The 20,646-nt window shown below is 39.4% G+C and carries 22 protein-coding genes and 3 pseudogenes; 2 read left to right on the top strand and 23 right to left on the bottom strand.

Annotated features, from left to right (window positions below):
- Nucleotides 1-16: 16 nt before the first annotated feature.
- The gene (locus NFS43_RS08570; RefSeq protein WP_251551236.1) at nucleotides 17-1,294 is read right to left on the bottom strand and encodes a DEAD/DEAH box helicase; all 1,278 of its coding nucleotides are present in this window, start codon (nucleotides 1,292-1,294) and stop codon (nucleotides 17-19) included.
- A 45-nt stretch (nucleotides 1,295-1,339) separates the two neighbouring features.
- On the opposite strand from NFS43_RS08570, the gene NFS43_RS08575 reads away from it, so the two are divergent.
- The gene (locus tag NFS43_RS08575; RefSeq protein ID WP_251551237.1) at nucleotides 1,340-1,633 is read left to right on the top strand and encodes an ABC transporter ATP-binding protein; all 294 of its coding nucleotides are present in this window, start codon (nucleotides 1,340-1,342) and stop codon (nucleotides 1,631-1,633) included.
- Between the two features lie 215 nt (nucleotides 1,634-1,848).
- On the opposite strand, the gene NFS43_RS08580 is transcribed toward NFS43_RS08575, so the two are convergent.
- The 22 genes and pseudogenes from NFS43_RS08580 to NFS43_RS08680 form a co-directional block, all read right to left on the bottom strand.
- Nucleotides 1,849-2,418, bottom strand: a complete 570-nt coding sequence (locus NFS43_RS08580; RefSeq protein ID WP_251551238.1) for a competence protein ComK — start codon at nucleotides 2,416-2,418, stop codon at nucleotides 1,849-1,851.
- A gap of 173 nt (nucleotides 2,419-2,591) precedes the next feature.
- On the bottom strand, nucleotides 2,592-3,620 hold the full coding sequence (locus NFS43_RS08585; RefSeq protein WP_251551239.1) for a DNA sulfur modification protein DndB: 1,029 nt from the start codon (nucleotides 3,618-3,620) through the stop codon (nucleotides 2,592-2,594).
- Nucleotides 3,617-4,714: a DNA sulfur modification protein DndB gene (locus tag NFS43_RS08590; protein WP_251551240.1), complete on the bottom strand. Its 1,098-nt coding sequence runs from the start codon at nucleotides 4,712-4,714 to the stop codon at nucleotides 3,617-3,619. The genes NFS43_RS08585 and NFS43_RS08590 overlap by 4 nt, the downstream gene beginning before the upstream one ends.
- Before the next feature lie 591 nt (nucleotides 4,715-5,305).
- Nucleotides 5,306-6,520: an N-acetylglucosamine-6-phosphate deacetylase gene (nagA, locus tag NFS43_RS08595; RefSeq protein ID WP_251551241.1), complete on the bottom strand. Its 1,215-nt coding sequence runs from the start codon at nucleotides 6,518-6,520 to the stop codon at nucleotides 5,306-5,308.
- A gap of 157 nt (nucleotides 6,521-6,677) precedes the next feature.
- Nucleotides 6,678-7,565, bottom strand: a complete 888-nt coding sequence (locus tag NFS43_RS08600; protein ID WP_251551242.1) for an ROK family protein — start codon at nucleotides 7,563-7,565, stop codon at nucleotides 6,678-6,680.
- 75 nt (nucleotides 7,566-7,640) lie between these two features.
- On the bottom strand, nucleotides 7,641-8,543 hold the full coding sequence (locus NFS43_RS08605) for a carbohydrate ABC transporter permease (protein WP_251551243.1): 903 nt from the start codon (nucleotides 8,541-8,543) through the stop codon (nucleotides 7,641-7,643).
- Nucleotides 8,544-8,556: 13 nt separating this feature from the next.
- Entirely contained in the window at nucleotides 8,557-9,429 is an 873-nt protein-coding gene (locus NFS43_RS08610) for a carbohydrate ABC transporter permease (RefSeq protein ID WP_251551244.1), read from the bottom strand.
- Nucleotides 9,430-9,489: 60 nt separating this feature from the next.
- Nucleotides 9,490-10,833 (bottom strand): ABC transporter substrate-binding protein, encoded by a 1,344-nt coding sequence (locus tag NFS43_RS08615; RefSeq protein ID WP_251551245.1) that lies wholly within the window; start codon nucleotides 10,831-10,833, stop codon nucleotides 9,490-9,492.
- A gap of 181 nt (nucleotides 10,834-11,014) precedes the next feature.
- Nucleotides 11,015-11,749, bottom strand: coding sequence for a GntR family transcriptional regulator (locus NFS43_RS08620; RefSeq protein ID WP_251551246.1), 735 nt, complete (start codon nucleotides 11,747-11,749; stop codon nucleotides 11,015-11,017).
- A 25-nt stretch (nucleotides 11,750-11,774) separates the two neighbouring features.
- Complete coding sequence (locus tag NFS43_RS08625; protein WP_251551247.1) at nucleotides 11,775-12,533, bottom strand: sugar isomerase domain-containing protein; 759 nt, start codon at nucleotides 12,531-12,533, stop codon at nucleotides 11,775-11,777.
- A 420-nt stretch (nucleotides 12,534-12,953) separates the two neighbouring features.
- Nucleotides 12,954-13,124, bottom strand: a complete 171-nt coding sequence (locus NFS43_RS08630; protein ID WP_251551248.1) for a hypothetical protein — start codon at nucleotides 13,122-13,124, stop codon at nucleotides 12,954-12,956.
- 225 nt (nucleotides 13,125-13,349) lie between these two features.
- Complete coding sequence (locus NFS43_RS08635) at nucleotides 13,350-14,234, bottom strand: NAD-dependent epimerase/dehydratase family protein (RefSeq protein WP_251551249.1); 885 nt, start codon at nucleotides 14,232-14,234, stop codon at nucleotides 13,350-13,352.
- 30 nt (nucleotides 14,235-14,264) lie between these two features.
- Entirely contained in the window at nucleotides 14,265-14,690 is a 426-nt protein-coding gene (locus NFS43_RS08640; protein ID WP_251551250.1) for a VOC family protein, read from the bottom strand.
- Between the two features lie 58 nt (nucleotides 14,691-14,748).
- Nucleotides 14,749-15,516, bottom strand: a complete 768-nt coding sequence (locus NFS43_RS08645; protein WP_251551251.1) for a YhfC family intramembrane metalloprotease — start codon at nucleotides 15,514-15,516, stop codon at nucleotides 14,749-14,751.
- A gap of 100 nt (nucleotides 15,517-15,616) precedes the next feature.
- Entirely contained in the window at nucleotides 15,617-16,480 is an 864-nt protein-coding gene (locus tag NFS43_RS08650) for an alpha/beta fold hydrolase (protein ID WP_251551252.1), read from the bottom strand.
- A 77-nt stretch (nucleotides 16,481-16,557) separates the two neighbouring features.
- Nucleotides 16,558-16,947 (bottom strand): VOC family protein, encoded by a 390-nt coding sequence (locus tag NFS43_RS08655; RefSeq protein WP_251551253.1) that lies wholly within the window; start codon nucleotides 16,945-16,947, stop codon nucleotides 16,558-16,560.
- Between the two features lie 64 nt (nucleotides 16,948-17,011).
- Entirely contained in the window at nucleotides 17,012-17,596 is a 585-nt protein-coding gene (locus NFS43_RS08660; protein ID WP_251551254.1) for an O-methyltransferase, read from the bottom strand.
- A 188-nt stretch (nucleotides 17,597-17,784) separates the two neighbouring features.
- Entirely contained in the window at nucleotides 17,785-18,441 is a 657-nt protein-coding gene (locus NFS43_RS08665; protein ID WP_251551255.1) for a hypothetical protein, read from the bottom strand.
- Nucleotides 18,442-18,689: 248 nt separating this feature from the next.
- Nucleotides 18,690-18,794: pseudogene (locus NFS43_RS24595) on the bottom strand (GNAT family N-acetyltransferase); the annotation flags it as partial.
- Between the two features lie 93 nt (nucleotides 18,795-18,887).
- Entirely contained in the window at nucleotides 18,888-19,202 is a 315-nt protein-coding gene (locus NFS43_RS08670) for a carboxymuconolactone decarboxylase family protein (protein ID WP_251551267.1), read from the bottom strand.
- Nucleotides 19,203-19,217: 15 nt separating this feature from the next.
- Nucleotides 19,218-19,610, bottom strand: a pseudogene (locus NFS43_RS08675) (tautomerase family protein); the annotation flags it as partial.
- A gap of 74 nt (nucleotides 19,611-19,684) precedes the next feature.
- Nucleotides 19,685-20,236: a DUF4865 family protein gene (locus NFS43_RS08680; protein ID WP_251551256.1), complete on the bottom strand. Its 552-nt coding sequence runs from the start codon at nucleotides 20,234-20,236 to the stop codon at nucleotides 19,685-19,687.
- 122 nt (nucleotides 20,237-20,358) lie between these two features.
- Here NFS43_RS08680 and NFS43_RS08685 point away from each other — a divergent pair.
- Nucleotides 20,359-20,571, top strand: a pseudogene (locus NFS43_RS08685) (LysR family transcriptional regulator); the annotation flags it as partial.
- Nucleotides 20,572-20,646: the final 75 nt, after the last annotated feature.

A 20,646-nucleotide genomic window follows, 5' to 3' on the forward strand; every position in this document is an offset into this window, starting at 1 on the left:
GACCCAAATGAATAGTTTAATTTATATTCTCCATTCCACTCTTTCTATCTTTTCTCTCATGATTGATACGATCCAAGTACTTTGTAAATTCGGATTCACCGGAGTAAGACAAGCAAAGAAACTGCTTTGCTCTTGTCATTCCTATGTATAATAAAGAAACTTCCCTCTCCCGATCCTCTTCTAAAGGAAATGGCATGGAGTCAACATTCACGATAAAAACAGCCTGGAAATCTAGGCCCTTACTACTGTCTATAGTGCTGATCTTTACTTTTCCATCTTCCTTTTTAAAGGATCTTTTGGAAACATCATTCTCCGTAATCCAAAAGTAAGGGATATCAAATTCAGCCAAAGTCCGTTTAATAATATCGATGATCGGATACTTATGTGTCCTTTTAACCCGATATAAGATTAACATCTCATCAAGCGGAACCTTCAGCTCTTTTTGCAGCTTGACTATTTGCCTGGCTACAATTCTCATTTCATCAAAAAAGTTCGAAGCTTTTATTATGCCTGGTTCAGGTCCTTTTCGTTTTGTGCTTTGCGGTGCAATGATCTCACCTTCCAGCTCTCGATTCACAACCTTATTTTTAAACAATGAATGTTTTCGATAAAAGTCCCATGCAAACTTAACAATTTGTGCGGTATTTCGGTAATTAATCGTCAGTACCTTTGAACGTCCCTGAAAGCTAAAGCCGGTGTCCTGTAAATAGGAGCGTTTTCGTTTATAAATGTCCTGGGCACGATCCTCCACTAACAATAATGACTGTGTTTCCGCATTAATCAGTAAACTGACTAACCGCAGCCAATCCGCTTCAAAATCCTGTCCCTCGTCGATCAAGACAGCGTCATAGGTCGGAAGAATAGCTTCATTTCTTTCTATCTTTTCAATCATTTGACCAAGTTGATGTTCCTTCATTTTCAAGTCATTCTTTAACCATGAATGAAAGTTACGAACGATAATGTTTTGATTCTGGACCATTTTATTGGATGGATCAAAATCAAACAAATCCTCCGGCTCACTTACCATATGGTTAATCATTTGCTGAATGGTATTTGCCAGTGAAATGTTATAGCAAAGAATAAGAATCTTCCAATCAGGATTTTGCTTCGATAACATTTTGGCCCGGCTTGCTAAAATAATCGTTTTCCCGCTGCCGGCTACCCCACGGATAAGGCGGTTCTTATCCCCTATTTGCTTGGCCAAATTCTCCTGATGGAAATCCATTGTTTTAATGTCATGGAGAGATAACAGCAGCTGATCTTGATAGGGAACCGGAGCCTTAAATTCAGCCAAAATCCTCCTCACACAAATGTTAAAAATTCTATTACTCAGGCTGATGTGGAGGCATTAGTAGATGCAAGGATAAAGGAGCATGCTGCCACAATTGAACAATCAATTACGGCAAAAGTTAGCATTAGTCAGAAAGACAACCAAGAAGATTACTCCTTAACTCCAAAGCAAATTGAGTTTGCTCTTTCCTTAATTTACAAAGTAAAAAATGAGTATGAATTAGCCATTAATCCAGCAGAACTCACGATTAAGGATCTTAATAAATTGATTGCTTATAATAAATTTAAAAATAAGGGTATTCTTGTCAATCTAGCAAAAAAAGGTGTATTAAGGAAAATATAAATGTCCTAACACAAAAAATTCCCTAACCTTTCTTGGTAAGGGGATTTTTTGTAAAAAAAGAATATAAATACATGTTTTAATAAAAAATTAGGACTAACTATAAAATACTGTCAACCATTACATTATTAAGTAATCAACTTTTGGAAACCAGGCACGCATGTCTCAAACAGTTTTGAAAACTATGGAGGACACCAGTTCTTTTGTTTAACAATCTATTACCGATTATTTTTCTTGCTCAAGGAAGAACATTTGTATCCACCCTTTTTCTCAATAATCATTATCCCTTTTTTTGGCTGATCTATATAGTTCCATGAATTTTGAGTGTTTTGGTTTATCATGTCCTTCAGGTCCTTTGCCGTTTGGCGTTTATTCCGAAAAGATGATTCCCTTTGAGCTATTTCAAATTGATGACCATAACTTAAATAAACTAGTGTGAATTTTTGGCCCAGCGCCTGAGTGTTTTTCACATGGTTAAGCGCAAACCAGACACAGTTATCCTTTTTATATGACTGTGATGGAAAAAGCCAAATGTCCAAAGAGGCATCCATTTTGATTGGATACATCTTTTTATTTTCACCAAGCAGCATACTCGAACTTTTGAGTGCACCCTTAAAGCTCGATCCATAGCGAATGAGAGACCTGTCAATGAGCTGAATAGGAGACATAGCAACCATAAACATCTCTTCTCCCTCAACAGCCACCGTGTACATTTCCCCATTCTCATTAAGTTTTCCATAAAACAGCACCGTATTTCCATTAATTAAATATTCATACTTCAGCTCCATTTTGTACCCTTCTTTCCTATCAATATGAAATCATTTACTCTAGCATTATTGATTTTTTTCAGAAAAAGGGTATACTAACAGAAGGTTGGTATACCCAACTCGCAGAAACCCGTAGGCGCCGTCTTCCCGGACATAACCGCCTATGGGTTTTTCATTTTATTTTCACATCCGCCTCACCTCCCTTGGCTTTGCAGCCATGTGACTAGCATCTCGATATTTTCTTTCACGTTAAACAAATAATAATAACCTGATCTCTCGGTTCCTTTAAACTCTTTCCATATAGGATTCTTCCTATTAAAATCCACGGTTTGCAGCTGTCTCATCCGTTTTACAAGTTCCTTCTTCCTATCATCCATGCTTTCTTTCTCCAATCCTTTATTCGCATAATAAGCCATACTGATTAATAAAGGATTATTGGCAATCATCGACTCGTTAAAATCCCCGATTCTTTCCGGTGGATATAACAAGAATAGTTCCTGAAACCAAGTATGGATCAGCTTAATATAGTCCTTTGCCTCCAAATAGGTTTGATAATGATCGTCTGCCACTCGGTAAATCATTTTACCCGTTAAAAAGATGGCCACAATCTGTCGGAGCTGTGACAGTGATAGCAGCTTTTTATTGTTTGGCCGGACAATCGCCCGTTTTTCGATTTCCACACCGGCAATTTTCAATTGCTTATTCGTTTTTAATATCGTATTGGTAATAAAGTTCATTTCATTTCTTGAATCAAAAGCAATTCTTTTGGATAGTGCCACCTTCTTTCCTTTAGTGTTTAGGTCAATGTAAAGCTGGTCGGCCTCTTCCTTTGTCAATCCCTCAAAAAGTTGGATGGCTACCTCTGTATCTTCGATAAATTGCAGCAATTTGTAACCTTTTTTCATCTCTTTTTCGTTTTCGCTTTTGGCTGCCCGATATCCCATTTCTTCTATTTGACAAAAAGCCTTCAAACGCTGATTCCCATCAATGATAGTCAACTCTAGCGGTTTTTCATTTTCCAATTTGTCTACCGTGGCAACCATTGGCGGAACATAGATTTGTTCCGTTAAAACGTTTTCAAGAATATATTTTTTAATCGATCTTACATGCAGTTTATTGACCTCCCGCAAGTTCACCTGCCCATTCTTGATGAGCAATGACAGTTCTTGAATCGTGTAGGTGGCTACCGATTGCCGTTTGGAAAATATATCGTTAACGATCAAGCAGACCCAATCCTTTCTTTGTTTATGATGGCTAAAAATTTCCATGCTGTTCTTTGTATCGACGTGGTGGATGAATGGTGCTTGATTCTTCTAGATGCAGGGTCATAAAGATGGGTAAAAAGCGGATCATTATGTTTCCAAGTGCAGGAGTCTTTTAATCTATCAAGCTGTGGAATAGCTTCTAGGTGAGGGATAGAGTGTTGTTTGGTTAATTCATAAATGGTAAGTGCTAAAGCGACCTGAATTCCGGTCAAGCCTGTAACGAATTTCTTTCGATCTGCCATATGTGTGGGGAATAGCTGCTGCCAGGATTTAAAAAACGCTAATGAAATGGCAATGACTTCATCCGGTTTGTAGTTTCCAAAGTTGGGATTCCCTTTTTTCACTGATAAATTACCTTCAAACAGAGCAAGCAGGCATTTTCTCATGATGGTTAAGGAGGTAATAGCAGAGTTTTCGTTTGTAAGACGAGATAGTTCTTGTTCAATTTCAAACATGGATTGAAGCTGTTTGGCTACGGTTCTTGTTAATGAAGTATAGGTGTCACGATGGTCATATTGCATGATTAATCCAGTATGGGCTTCTTTCCTCTCCGTATTTATGTCACTGAAAAGCTGCCTCTCTTCTTGCTGGTTTAAATCCAAATAAACCTGCATGGCGACTGGGTAAGCCCTCAACTTATTAATGTATCCTTGAATTTTGTAGGCTTCTTTTTCATTCCCAGTTTCTTCAGCTGCTTCTTTTTGTGATTTTAAATGGCTTAATGCCGATGACATGGCGCTTGTCCGATGCTGTCCATCCAATATGTAAAGTTTGCTCCCTGGCTCCAAAGCCCAGCCTTGATTGGTAAGGGAAAATGCACCTCGAGCCGAAAAGATAAATGGGGAAAAATAAAAATCCTTTCCTTTCAGTGACGATAGAATAAACTCCCTAATTTCTGTTCTCCTTTTCGGATCTATTTTCCGCTGCACTTCAGGGTCCACTTCAAAAAGGGCTTCCAAAGTGGCAAAGCGAATTTGGGTTGCTAATACTTTTTTTCCAAACTGATTATAGCCAATTCCCTCAATAATTGTTTTAAAGTCATGATTCGACAATCATCATCACCCCTCCCGAAAATATTATAATTTTTCCCAAATATAAAAGTAAATTGATATTTTTTGTAACTTCCTAGTTTAAACTGTGCTTCCACTTTGTTCTTGTTCCCGCTCTCACCGGATTCTTGACGGATATTTAATATAGGCGTATAATTAAAAATTTTTTATTCATTTCTCATTGTCCTGTGTATTTTAGACAAAAATAATTCCGTACTCCATCTTTTCAAAGATAATATTGTCTCAGAGTATACTGGTAAAAAAATATATCAGTTTTATGACAAAATTGACACGATTCGTTCAAAATATTATCATTTTTTGAAATCAACTAGTAAACGTGCCCATCTCACTCCTCTGTTTAAGGTATTCATTTCGACATTTGCATCACTGTAAAAAGTAGAAAACACCATATCAGCCCCTTCCCCTTTAGATAAAAAAGAAGCCGATCCCAATTTAGGTCGACTCAAAAATTCTTAATCATTATTTTTCCTAAGCGCTTTATTTCGTTCATTCAGCAAATAGGCCCTTATGCAAAAAAATCCTCCGCTCATTTAATTTGTTTTGCAGCCCCATCTGTTTTCCCCCAATGCTTCCTTAACCGATGAAATCCCCTGCATTCCCGCCAACTTCATTCTTCCTAAAAACCAATTTGCCTTTGCAAAAAGTCATCATAATGTCCATGTTTCTGTCTAAAACCACCAAGTCGGCGTCCTTTCCCGGTTCTAAACTTCCCTTTCGCTGAAAAAGATTGAGCTGTTTAGCCGGATTCACGGCTGTCATATGCACAATGTCATCTAATGAGCAGCCAGTAAACATCCTTGTGTTTTGAATCGATTCCTTCATGGTTAAAATACTTCCCGCCAGCGTTCCATCCTGCAAAACCGCCCGGTCATGATGTACTTGTATTGACTGATTTCCCAACATATAAGAGCCATCGCCGAGGCACTTGGCACGAATCGCATCTGTAACAAGAACAAGGCCTTCTTTTCCTTTCAATTTATACGCCATTTGAACCATCAAGGGATGCACATGAATTCCGTCTACAATCAGCTCACATAACAAGCCTTTTTCCATGAGCGCACCTCCAACAACTCCTGGATCACGATGATGGATTGGGCTCATCGCATTATATAAATGCGTAACCTGCTTCGCTCCGGCGGCGACAGCCTGCATGACTTCTTCATGTTTGGCGTTGGAATGGCCGATGGATACAATAACTCCTTCAGCGGATAAACTCTTAATTAGTTCAATGGCACCCGGCCGTTCCGGTGCCATGGTCACTTGCCGGATGCTGCCACCGGATACTCTTTGAAATTCGGCAAGTTTCTCGAGAGTCGGATTTAATATATGTTCTTTTGATTGCGCTCCTGGCCGTTCCGGTGCTATAAACGGTCCCTCCAAATGGATGCCCAAAATTTCCGCGCTACCCTCGTGGTTCCTCGGCCTAATATAGTCTGCGGCATTTTGCAGAGCTTTTTTAATCAGCTCCTCGCTTTCGGTTAAAGTAGTGGCGAGAAAGCTTGTGATACCTTCACTTGGCAGTGCCTCCGCTATCGTTCTAAGCGCCTCGGGGGTCGCATCCATGACGTCTGCCCCAGATGCACCGTGAATATGCATATCAATCATGCCTGGGATGATGGAAAATGAATTATCCAGTTCCAGAACATCTGTATCATCTACATCCATGTGGGAGAACTCCGTATCTGTGCCTACACGGTTGATGAAACCCGACTCCATCAAAATAAACCCTGATTGGATGATCTCCCGGCCTGTATATATATTTCTTCCCTTTACTACTAATCTTTCCACTTTGTTTCACCCCCCGTCCTTGACCTAATCCTTTGGTGCTATCCCTCGATCCTTATGTTTATAAAGAGTATCCTTTTAGACACTTTTTTTGCCTTTTTGGAATTCTGCCTAATCGAATGGTCCACGATTCGAAACTGTAGCTTAGCAGTCATCAAAGCTATCCGGTCCAAAGATCCCCGCCCACTTGAGCCATCCGTACTGCTCCGTAAGCGCCGGACAGATTGCCGAGCTTGCTTGTTACAATTGGCACCTGTTCCACACCTGGTGCTGTATACTCTTTGAAGCTTGCAATCATCGAATCTTGAAACGTATCGATTTCCTTGCTAAGGCCTCCGCTCAAGATAATCATTTCGGTGTCGAGTATGCTGGCGATCGATGCCAAGCCCGCGCCAAGCAAATGCCCTGCTCTCTTCATAACCTTTACTCCAAACTCTTCTCCCTCTCTTGCTTTTTCCACGATTTCATAAGAGGTCAGCGGCGGATGCTGCTGAAGACCAGCCACTCCGATGGCTGAACCCGATGCATTTGCTTCCAAATATCCATGATTTTTGTCACCGCGCACACCTGCGTCCAAATTAACCCAGCCAAAAGCGCCAGCTGCTCCGCGGCGTCCCCTTACCACCTTTCCGTCAATCATGATTGCGCCGCCGATGCCCGTCCCAATGCTCATCAGGATGGCATTGCTGCAACCGCGGCCAACTCCCTTCCACACCTCGCCAATCAAAGCCAGCTGTGCATCGTTACCGATAAACACCTCTACTCCGAACCGTGACCGCAAATCACCGGCGAGATCACATCCTTCAAGGTAGGCGATATTTGGAACCCAGACAATTTTTTCAGCTGTAAACGTTCCAGGGAGCCCGATGCCTATCTCGGTTATTTTTTCGCCAAATCGCTCCTCTAGCTTCAAAAATTGCTCTTCCGCCGAATCCAAAAACTGCCCATACGAGCCCGGTGTTGCCACTTTTTCACCTGCAAAAACCTCTTTGCCAATGCCTGCGGCAAATTGGAGCTTCGTTCCGCCTGCGTCAATGCCGAAAAACACTATCATCACCCCATACCTTACATCATTACAAACTAAGTTTCGGGACCCTGAGCACCTTCAAAAATGAAAATCCAACTACCCTTTAATCCCTGTCATCGCTATTCCCTCAATAAAGAATTTCTGGAGCCAGAGAAATAGCGCCACACTTGGAAGAATCCCGATGACGGCACCGGCCATGACAACATTCGTGTACTCGACACTCGTTGTGTAGGAGCGCAGGCTGTTTAACGCGAGGACAACCGTATTCATCTCAGGAGTTTGTACAATCGTTAACGGCCACAGAAAGTTATTCCACTGATAAACGAATGCAAAAAGGATCAAGGCAGAGGCAGCAGGCTTCAAAAGAGGCACGATGACCTTCCAGATGATTTTCCACTCGGAGGCTCCGTCGAGCCGGGCCGCTTCAATCAAGTCATCAGGAATGCCCTCAATAAACTGCTTCATAAGAAAAATACCAAAGGCATTTGCCATGTTTGGAAGGATCAAGCCGAAAAAGGTGTTAACAAGATGGAGACCATTCATCATGTGATAAAGCGGTACGATCAAGACAAACTGCGGTACCATCATGGTCGATAACACAATGACAAACAGAACATTTTTTCCACGAAAATGGTATTTGGCGAAGACGTAGCCAGCCAAAATACTCGTCAACAGGATGCTTGCCGTTGCGGCGGTTGTGACAATAATCGAGTTCATTAATGAGCTGCCAAAGGGTACCACATCAAAAATTTTAGCAAACGATTCAAAAGTTGGGCTTGAAGGCCACCAAACCGGCGGAAGACTCGAAAGCTCTACTGGTGTTTTCAAGCTTGAAACTGCCATCCAGTAAAATGGGAAAACCATGACTAATGAGATGAGCAACATGATTAAATATTTGACAAATCCGCCTATATATCCCCGTTTCTCCACCCGCTTTGTGCTGGAAGGCAGTGCCGTCTGAAAAGATGGCTCTGTGCTAATATTTCCTTGTTTATCCATTACTTTCTGCCCCCTAATAGTCCGTTTTAAATAAGCGCAGCTGTAGAATGGTGAAAAATAAGACAACTAAATATAAGATGAATGCCATCGCGCTTGCCTGGCCAGCATTCCCAAAGTTAAAGGCGGTGTCGTACATATGATAGGAAACCACAGTAGTGCTGTTGGCAGGACCGCCCTGGGTCAAAACATAGATTGGATCAAACACTTGCAGCGTATTGATTGTCATGATCACTACAATAAAAGACAACGACCTTTTCAATAAAGGCAGGGTAATATAAAACAGGCGCTGCAAGGAATTGGCTCCATCAATGGCTGCGGCTTCATAGTAATCCTGCGAAATTTCTGTCAATCCCGCGAGGACGATAACCACATAATAGCCGAGCGTCTGCCAAACGTTCAAAATCACAAGGGACATCATCGCCTGATCGAACGACCCGAGCCATTCCTGTGTCGGAAGATGGAAAAAGGCCAGAATTTCGTTAAACGGGCCATACATCGGCGAGTACAGATAGCCCCAGACAATTGCCACTGCAACCGATGGTATAATATAAGGTAAAAATAATAGCGTCCTGACGATGGTTTTGCCCTTTAGCGCAGCTTGGTATAATAACAGTCCAAGTAAAAGGGAAAGCGGCAGCATCATCGCCAAATTGGCAATCGAATAAACAAATGTATTAGCCAGCGCCTTTTTAAAGGTGTCCTGATCGAAAATCTTGGTGTAATTCTCAAAGCCGACAAAGTTCATTTCTGATATCGGAGTCATCATCGACCAATGGTTAAGGCTGACCCAGGCCGTTAAGATGATGGGAAAAATAATGAAGACCGAAAGCAGGCCGACTCCCGGAGTCAGAAAACCGACGGCTGCCAGTGTACGAGGTTTAAGCATAGAATCATCCCCTTTTACTAAAAGGGAACTGCACGAACCGTACAGTTCCCCCGATGTTGCTTACTTATAAAATTGCGACATTAGATCCTTCAGGCTCTTCTGGGCATTTTCGAGAGTATCATTTTGTGAAGTCTGGCCAAATTCCATTTGTTCAAGCTGCTGCTGTAGAGTGGTTGTGAGCTCATTACCGCCAAGCACAATCGGGAAGGACTTGGCATTTTTCAGCTCATCCACATATGGCTTTAAGAACGGAGAATTCAAATCGGTATTATGTGCCTCGATATCCGAGTTGCGGCTCGGCATAATGCCCATTCCCATCAGCATATCGCCCATAGCAGAAGAGCCATTTTCGCCGCTTTCACCAGAATTCAGCCACTTTAAAAACTTCCAAGCAGCTTCCTGCTGAGATTGATCGGCTTTGGCGTTAACGGAAGTCAACCATGAATAGGAAACACTATGCGACCCTGAGCCGCTAGGACCGACCGGAATTGGGGCTGTTTTAATATCAGCGAATTTGTCGCCCATAGAATCCTCCAGGGCACTTTGCCACCAGTTTGCCATGATAATCATCGCCGTTTTTCCATTGGCAAAGTTATCCAAATAAGGACCAGTTGTACTGGCATTGGCAATGCTCATGGACGGATCAGTCGTTTTTTCGTCAAAAATCAATTTTTGGTACAACTCTGTCGTTTCTTTCACTTCTTTTGAATCAAGAACAGGCATATGGTCGCTTCCTAACAACTCACCGCCATTAGAGTAAAGCAAGGATAGCCATGGATGAACAACGCCGCTGTTCCAGCTGGTAATAATGCCAAAACCCTGCTGTGTGATTTTTCCTGATGCGTCTTTCTTGGTTAGCTTTTTCGCAGCGTCAACTAATTCGTCCCATGTTTTCGGAGGTGCGGCAATGCCGGCCTCTTTGAAGAGCCGTTCATTATAGTTCAAGGCATAAAGGTTGACTTCATTCGGGAATCCGTATACTTTTCCATTAATGGTTATAGCGTTTATAATCCCCTCCGGATAATTGGATTGTACTTCACTTTCCAGTTCGGCCGGAATTGGTGCTGCGATCTTGTCATTCACCAATTGCGGCAGCCATAATTCATAGATGCTGGTGATAGTCGGGGCGCCTGAGCCGGTAGATTGGGTGGTCAAGGTGGTCAGGAGGTTGCCGAAAGGCACAGCTCTAACTTCGATTTCGACATTTGGTTCAATCTTATTGTATTCCTTGATGGCGCTCTTTAACTGCTCCACCTGCGGGGCTGCCCAGTGTGTCAAGTAGGAAATTTTCACCTTTTTCTCCCCGGTGGATGATCCGCCATCTGTACTGCTTTTCGAATCACAGGCAACGATGGAAAGGACCAGCAGGATGGCCAAAAGAATCAATGAACCTTTTTTAAACATTGTCATCTCCCCTAATTTAGATTGAAATCCTTTTTAAAACCAATGAATTGATTGATTAAAACTGGAATCATCTGAAAAATAGCCTTGCGCAATTTGTTAAAAACAGAACCCCTTGCGAACCAGTTTTACGGAATTCAAAAAATCAGAACCACTTATAGACCAGCTTTCCGGAATTTAGTAGTCAGAACCCTTTGCGGACCAGTTTCACGGAATAATAGGTTTGGTCAGCCCGCATGATTGAGCGGACAAATTCTACAGGCATCTCCCTGAAAAAAGACAGACGCTCGACACTGAAACCGGTTTCAGTATGCTCTACCTCCAATAATTCCTTCTCTTCATCATCTAGTTGAACAGCGCGGTACGTTTCAACCGCCTGCGTAATGATGGTTCCATAATGCTCCTGCAAAACGTAATACAGGGACACATTATCAGTGACATAGTTCATTAAGTCTGGAAAATGCTTCTCGGGAAGATAGCTGGTTTGGATACCGATAGGAAGATGATCCGCCATCATTAACCGTCTGATTGACAACACCTTCTCGTTCGGGGCTAGCTTTAACCTTTGTTGAATCCCCAAGACAGGCTTTATCCAGCTTTTCGATAACACCAATGTTCCAGGAATCTTGCCTTTCCGTTTCATTTCTTCAGAGAAGCTCAATAGTTCCACCGATTCTGTAGCCAGCGCCGGCAGGGCCACAAAAGTCCCCTTTCCCTGTTCCCTGACCAGCAAGCCTTCCTCCACCAAACGTTCCAAAGCTTTTACCACCGTAATTCTGCTAACATTAAATTGTTCACACAATCGAATCTCCGTAGGCACCTGGTACCCTACCGGCCATTCTCCCTCATCAACCTTTTGGCGGATATAATCCGCAATTTGCTTATAAAGCGGTTGATTTCTATTTCGGGCCGTTTTCATGGCCACTCACCTGCCTGATTGCCCATCAGATTTTTACCGTCTCTTTTAATCGCTTACGATATTCCACATATACTTCATCATTATGAGTTTTGGTTATTCCTTCGACATTTGGGGAAGCAAACGGTTTCACCTTGTAGCCAAGTCTCGCCAATTCTAATGCCGTTTCTGAAACGAGTGATTGAATGATGGCAATTGCAGACAATGTTGACAGGCCGCCCACTTTTCCGCTTACGCCCGGTATATCGACAACAGCATCTTCTGGAGATACACCGTTGAAAATTACCAAGTCGGCAATATCTCCGATCTTCTTGCCACTAGAATGGGTCGCTGGTTTATGTAGATGATTTTCTTCTGATGTAATGGCAATGACATAAAGCCCGGCTTCCTTGGCAGCGAGCGCTATCTCGACTGGCGCAGCATTCTGGCCGCCATGAGAAATCACGATAAAAATATCATCCTTGTTCCAGATATGGTGTCTGAGGAATAACTCCATATAGCCCTCTTGTCTTTCCAGCCAAATGACCTCTTCCGCGCCGCCAGGTCCGCTCACTGTTGTCCACATTAAACGCGGGTCCATAATTGGATGGAAGCCGGCGAAGCCGCCGTATCGTGGAAAGCAATCCATGGTTGGCAAAACGGAATGACCACTGCCAAACAACTGAACCCAGTTTCCTGCTTTGATCGTTTCGGCTGCCTTCTTTGCTGCCTGCAAAATGGATTCATTGTTTTGTTGCAAATTCTCGGTCAACGCCTGAACTTCATTCAAAAATTTAACTTCCGTCACACTTAACTCCCCCTTATTTATGTAGCTGCTAATTCGATATATCATAATCGACATGTTGACATATCAAATTTCACTATCATCGTATCACCGCCCATATTCACTGTCAATTAATTATCTGAATATTTTTAATTTTCGCCAAAACTAGTGGTATTATGCTGTTTTTCGTGATACTTCTTCGTTCTACTCGTTTTGTGTCGAAAAAAATAGCAGTATGGATACTTAAGATTTGCCTTTTTCCGGACCCTTCCACCTACTAAAATAATTTTAAAGCGTCTTTTGCATGCAAACATTAATAGGTTCATAAAAATAGTAAGTGCCAGGCCTTATATTTAATAGTCCTCACTGTAAAAAGGCACGTAGAGCTGTTCTACGTGCCTTTTATCATATTTGCTTATTATACAATCCGTCACTTTAACGCTGTTAGGCGATATCTGGCTTCTCTAAAATTACTAATGAATAAACAACGGCACCACATTCTCCACCCATTGGACTTTGTTTTATTACTCTCCAGCCATTTTTAAGTAGTGTATTTAATTCATCGAGATTATTTTTCTTTCCAGTAGTATAATATACAACGATGGCTTGTTGCATTTTTCAAGTCACCTTCCTTAATAATTAATGGTTACACGTGATATCTTTCATAATTGAAACCTGCTCGTTAGCTTTATGTAAAATCCTTATTTTACTATAGAAATGAAATTAATGGAAATTCAAGCACTTAAATAATGCCCGATTACGAGCTCCTCATCGTGGGTTGATCTTCATTCGTAAATGAATACGTCATTCCAGGATCTACTACCCCAATTTCCAGCTTTCTCATGCCCTAGAATTAATAACGACCTTTCGAATGAGCTTCGGAAGCCATTCATAAACATCTGTGAAAATAAATCCTTTTAATTGTGCTTTCTTATTACACATTACCCAATTTAAAGGGATACTAAAGGGTGAAAGATTTTTTTTATCTTCCTTTTTAGCAATTAAGGCAGTTTGTTTGGTTTCGTTTTCGATAAACGTTACCACCTCGGCCAGACTAATTGGATGATTTGAACAAGCATTAATGGGACCTTCAACATCTTGCAAGGAACACCAAGCTAAAAATTGTCCTGCTTCCTTTTCGCTAATAAAGTTTGTTGCTGCATTCATATTATGAAAATACAATTCTTCATTCTTGGTCACTTTTTGAATATGAAAATTTAATCTGTTGGTATAGTCGTTTTCACCTAAAACTATAGGAAACCTTACAGCTACAACAGGAAAAGGTGCTTCCTGAAACAAAACGGCCTCAGATTGTCTTTTTCCTTCTTGATAAGTAAAAGTTTCTCTGCTGCCTTTTTTTATCTTATATAAATAGGGATTAAAATCTTCTTCCCTTAATTCAGATTCTTTAAACGAATAAACTGCGTTGGAAGAAGTCAGAACATATTTTTTAGTTTTATCTGTAAAAACCTCTATTGCATTATATGCATCCTCAGATGAATAACAAATCTGATCGAAGACAACATCCCATTTGGTTCCTTTAAACGTATTCTTAAAACATAGTAGATTGCTTCTATCAAATGTAATTCTTTTTACTTTTCCAGAAAAAGAATCTTTACTTCTCCCTCGAGTTGCTATTGTGACATCTAATCCCATTTTGATAAGTGTTTCAACTAAATGCACACCAAAAAAACGGGTACCACCTAAAACCAAGACTTTTACCATACAGTCCACTCTTCCAATTTATTTTTTGTGTTATTTATCATAATTCAAAGTATAAGAATTCTGTAATACAATTCTCCATCCGTCTGGATCTTCAATTGTTACACCTGCAGTCTTCCAGTAAGGGTTCTCAGGGGCTGCTTCCGGATATCCCATCTTTAATAATCTATTTAGAATTTCGTCTCTGGCATCCCTATCCGGAATATAAAAAACTAATAAATTATCCTCTGAAGGGGGCGGACAGGAAACAGCATCCACATATTGAGTAAATTCCAAATGATATGAAGCATCTGGCAACCCCAACATGATCCCATCGTAGCCATTGTGATTTTCAAAATGTCCTACCAGCTTCAGTCCTACACCATCTCTGTAAAATTCTAGAACCTTTTGTAATTGATTAGTGGGTCGAGCCACCCTAAATTGTACAACAGGTAGTTCTTCTGACCATACTTTACTCATATCTACACCTCTTTAAAAATTTTGTAATAATATTATTCATTTTTCGGGATAAAAAACTTTAAGAAAATTGAGCTCTTAATCTTTTGATTAGGTAAAATGCTAAACAGCCTATTATTGCAATATACAACTCAATGATCCAAATTTGCTTGATTTGTCCTGATTGAAAGAAGACCAGGGGGAAGTCAATGGCAGCGTGTATGATAATGGCATATATGAGATAGGAAATTTTTCTTATTTTTGCTGCCAGCAACACAAACAAGGACAGGAAGAGCTGAATGAAGATGGCGAAGAACCGTTCGACGCATCCCCACAAATAATAAGCGGCCCCATGACTCAGCACTCCCTCTTTTATCGTATCAATCATCTCAGCTGGAACCTGGCTGCCTAGTTCGGATTCAATTGTTCCGTTATTCATGAGAAAGGCAAATAGGATGTTGGGCAAGACAGTGGTGACGGTTAAAATAATAGCCTCTCCTCCTCCCCAGCCGACTCCAAAGGAAATACCTGATTGATAGTCACGGTATTGTTTGAGGAGCCAGATAAAAAGGATAAAACGGCCAACCTCTTCAAAAATTCCAGCAGCAAGTCCCCCATACAATCCAAACCAGACGGGATGGTTTGCGTAATGAGGAAAGCAAATCAAAACAGCTGCATGCAGTGCTTTCTCTAAAACTTGGCTAAAAATAATGAAACCAACAAATCCCAGGATTAATGGCTTTTTAGAAATGCCTGCTCTTTTTTTGTAAACAACTATGAAACCCCCAAACAATAGAAAGGAAAACAGAATCGGGATAAACATGGCAACAATAGTTGTATTGCTGATCATAGGAAACACCCACTTTACAATTTATTCTCACCCATTAGGTAATGGCTCTTTATTCCTCTATGCTTAGGGGCAAGAACCAATCAGCATCAAAATAAGTATTTCAATCATTTAGGAAATCTAATATATACCTATTCACCTGCTCAGGCTGTTCCAGCAGCACCCCATGTCCAGCATTTGTAATGCAGACCACTTCCAGGCTTGAGATAAGGCTTTTTGCTCTTTCAACCGCTTTATTAGGATCATATTGAACTTCATCTCTACCCACAATTAATAGTGTTGAATGATGGATTTTTCTTAATTCTTCATCAGTTAAATAACTTGCAAAAACCTTTACTCGTGGCATACAGTTCTGCATCGCAACCACGAACTGATCTTTTAAAGTTTGGTTAACTTGATTTCCTTCCGAACACATATAATCCATAAATTTATTGATATATCTCGCTGTTGGGAACAATCCAGCCAATAAACTCTTAAAGAAGAAAGTTCTCCTTTGTTTTAATAAAGTAGCTCCAGGGCTAACCGTAATCACTTTATCAATTTTTTCGGGAACAAGGGTGGCAAATACGCAAGCTAAAAATCCTCCATAGGACATTCCTAAAATATGAGTCTTTTCAATTTGCAGTTCATTTAATACATCTCTAAACCAATCGGCACAATCTTGCTTAGATTCCACTTGCTTTGTTGCTTCACTCATATTCACGTCTCCGATAAAATCAAGTGCAAAAACATGATAATGCTGGCTTAAATCGTGTATGTTATCCTTCCACATGGTTGAGCTAAATCCGAACCCATGAAAGAGAAGCAATGTTTCTTTATGATGAAACCCACCTTCAATAACGTGAGTTTTTCCAAATCGAGTCTGAACGTATGATATTTTAAACGGAATGTCCCATTCATATAATGTTTTTTCATAAGCTTCCTTAAATAAAGTTTCGGAACCTCTTTTTCTATAAATTGTTTTCAAAATTATATCCCCCTCTCTAGTAAACTATTTGATAAAACAAATCATTTATATTTAAAGAATGAAGTTATTTAGAGCCGCTAATTGTCACTTGAATAATTCGATAACTCTATTAAATTTTGATCAGGATCTCTTACATAAACAGAGAGTATTTTCCCTTCCGCTCCAGTTCGATATACTGGACCTTCCAAAATCGGTATATTATTTTTTGTTAAATGTTCGACTATCTCTTCCATTGGCGTTTCCGTGATGAAACATAAATCAGCTGACCCTAAGGTTGGCCGCAAAGCATGCGGTCTAAATTCTTTTCCTAATTGGTGCAAATTAATTTTTTGATTTCCAAACTGTAGTGCTTTCCTCCCTTCTTGAAAATGAACAATTTCCATTCCCAGAACGTTAGTGTAAAAATCACATGTTTTCTTTATATCTCCTACAGTTAAGACTAGATGATCCAGTTTATTTATCTTCATCTTTTATACCTCTTTGTGTAATAGTGCGAAAATTTCCCTCTAATCCATAAAAACCATTTGCGCTTTATTTTTTGTTTAGTAATAGCAAACCGCTTCCTATGGGCAATTGAAAGATAACAAAATCCTTTTCCTTTGTTACTAAATCAATAAAATCATGTAATTCCGGATAATGTGAAATGATATTATCGACAATGATTAATCCATTCTTTTTTAATATTTTTTTCAGAGACTTCCACCATTCCACATACTCCTTGCGCTCAGAATCTAAAAAGATGAAATCGAAGGAATTTGGATGTAACGTTTTCATATATTCCCCTGCTTCTAAGACAAGCAGATTGATCCATTTCGTCATATTGGCTTTTTCAAAATTAACTTTAGCTAGATCAGCTTTATAAGGAGAGTATTCTAACGTAGTTACTAGACCTTCATTTTCAGCAATCCGATCTGCCATCCATAAGGTTGAATATCCATTCGATGTTCCGATTTCCAGAATGTTTTTTGACTTGGTCAAGGAAATCATGAAAGAGAGGAACTCCCCAGTTTCAGATGTAACATTTCTCATCCTCTTTGATTTGTCCGTTAATCCGTTATCATTATCGATTCCGAATCTCTCTAACTCTTTTAAAAAATTCTTTAATTCTCTATCCAATGTTAAACCACACCTTTCGCAATCATTTAATCGTTTTTATAAATCCTAATAACAGATAGAACATTCGCTATTTTATGAATAAACATGAGGAATGCAAGCTGTTTTCCTTAAACGAACAAGCTTGGTATTCTCGATATCACAACTGCCATTAATATGACGATTCCTAGCGTCTTGGACAACGATTAAATTCAAATTATATAAACAAAGAGTCCTAAAATAAATACGGAACTTCCAAATAATGCACTTGCTAGTTCCATGTAAGCAATTGACCTCTTCATCACTCTTGATACCGTAACGTTATAGACGGTATGTACAGGAATCATCACAAGAATCATCCATGGATTCCACGCGATTAGCAATGCACTCCCAATATGGAACCCGCTCGCAAAGACACGTTCCATTGCTCCCCAAAGTGGACTCCCGTCCAGTTTAATACCTGTTGCGTTTAAGAACTCTTTTGCTTGCATTGATTTCTCATCTGTTTTTGTCTTAAGACTGGTCAGAATGAGTAAGTTTAAGATTGCGAATATTACCTCAATAAAAGCCCATCCTTGCCCAAGAGAGAGTGCCTTCTGAACAGTTGAACCCATAAAAACAAGCACGATTAGCCGAACGATTTCTTCCAATAAACCAGAGAAATAGATGATTCCTTTCGGCTGCTTTTCTTCCTGAATTTTCATTAGCACCATACTAATCGGGATTCGAAGTAAATAAGCTATCCACCAGCCAAGTATTCCAAGGCCAAATGAAGTCCAAATCATCGGATAACCAGATTTCCAAAATAACAGCCAGAATATCACACTCACGAGGAGGTAAATTGGACTTACGGCAATTGCTTTTCTCATAACACTCACCTTTCCTTTTTATCGTCAAGCATAATAATATTTTGCAAGCACTGTCCAATACGAAATCTAACTGTATGGAGTATCAAATCTGCTTTGGGCTCTCTACTCAAAACATCACCACACTCAAAGTTTAAACTATTATCAAAAATAATCATATTCTCATATTTGATAATAGTCAACCAAATTTAGCCATTTTTTTGTATTATGATGATTTACTTACGATTAGCCTCTATCAGTTAAAGTAAGTGAGAACGTGTATTTCTCTCATCTGTTTTAATTTGGACCCTGATAAGGTTTAATTCTTGGAAACAGTATTGAAAGAGCAAAAATTTACAATCTGAGTTAACTTTTGTTATGGAACATTCTTCTTTATAAAAACCTTTTATTCAGAAAGTCTGGTTTCTAACCAAATCAAAAACACTCTTTAGTAGACGGACATCTAAAAATCACTTAATTTTCATTAATATATTTAGAGAAGAAGTAGCCTTTGGCCATCCCGCGTAAAAGGCAATATGAGTTATAATTGCACTTAATTCCATTTGATTGATCCCATTCTTTTTTGCTAATTGTATATGATATGGCAGCTGTTCTGTTTCTCCCATGCTTATTAGAGCTGAAATTGTGATTAGACTTCTTTCTCTTGGAGTTAAAGTGGGATTATTCCATATTTCTCCAAATAAAATGTTTTCAGCGTAGTTTACAAAGTCCGGAGCAATTTCTCTTAATTCCTCCGATATTTTTGGTTCAATTCGATTATTCATGGTTTGTCTCTCCTTATTTATCATTTGTGCTTTTCCTTCACCAAATGACCAGTTTTCAGCTGTTGATTCGTTTAATGTGATAAAGATATCCGTTTCGGGGATGTTTAAGTGACTAGAAATATCGTGAGCTATTGATTGGTACAATTTCACCTTTTGCGATATTTTTCTTCCTGGTCCACAAAGGATGGAAACATAAATCATTTTTTCTGTTCTACTTTTTCCTTCGTCCAAAAGATATATAGGATTATAAAAAAAATGATTTTCAGAATATGGTAAGAACAGTTGAAAATAATCATTTTCAGGAACACTAAAATGTTTAACTAAAGAACCATGAATACCTTCGCTCACTTTTTTAAAATTTTCTTTATCGGATAAATCTTCAGGATAATAAACAGTAACAAAAGGCATAGACCTCTCTCCTTCAAAATAATAAGAGTCCCTGTAATCCATGAATTTATAGACTATATTAAGATTAAAAGCAATTATGATTCTGAAATATGCAATATCTCATAGAATGTTAGTGGTTCTGACAAATCCATTTCTGGCCTATCACGAAAAAAACTGAAATGACTATAACCCCATTTATCTGGATTATAAAACAATAACGTCCCAACTAAGTTATTCGAATCCTCTATACGCTCAGCAAAAGAGTAAAGTGGTGTATTAACTAGTGAACTTGTTTCCTTAATCATTCCTGAATGTTCAACCACATAGTTACTTTTATGAAAATCACTTTTTAGATTTAAAGTTAAAGGAACACCAATATTAATTTGCTGCCATCCAAATGAATCTAAAATATTGTCAAAATAACCATCAAAGATAAAATGATTCATTCCTTTTGGCTCATTCCAGAGATATAGCGGAGCATAAGAATTATATAGATTTCCTTTTTGCTCTGCTTCCGTTATTAGATAAGCCTTAAATTTCAATCCTAAAAAACCATCCGTCTTATGACTATTGTCTTGTACCCTTTTTCTAATAATCCCCATATCATAATCTTTTGGCAACTTAACCTTATATTGCATTCCAATCAAACTTTATCACTCACTTTCATCTTTTTATAAAATTGATGATAACAGCGGCCTTAGGTAATGTAAAATAGGTATAAATAATACGTGGCATCAGTTATAGTGATACCTTATCAGAGGTGATAGGAATGGAAATTAATGATTTAATCATATTTAAAACGGTGGCGAATAAAGGCTCCATCAGTAAAGCTGCACAAGAGCTTGGATATGTACAACCAAATGTAACAGAGAGAATAAAAAAATTGGAAGAGGAGCTAGAAACACAGTTACTTCACAGATCTAGCAAAGGCGTTTCCTTACAACCATCAGGAGCAATCCTATTAGAATATGCCGACAAAATGTTTATTGCAAAATAAAAGTACAGAGGTTTGCGAGGAATTTGTGCAGAATCTAACTGCATAAAAAATAGGCTTGCC

Origin of the sequence: Neobacillus muris (genome assembly GCF_943193175.1) — a bacterium.
Lineage (GTDB): Bacteria > Bacillota > Bacilli > Bacillales > Cytobacillaceae > Neobacillus > Neobacillus muris.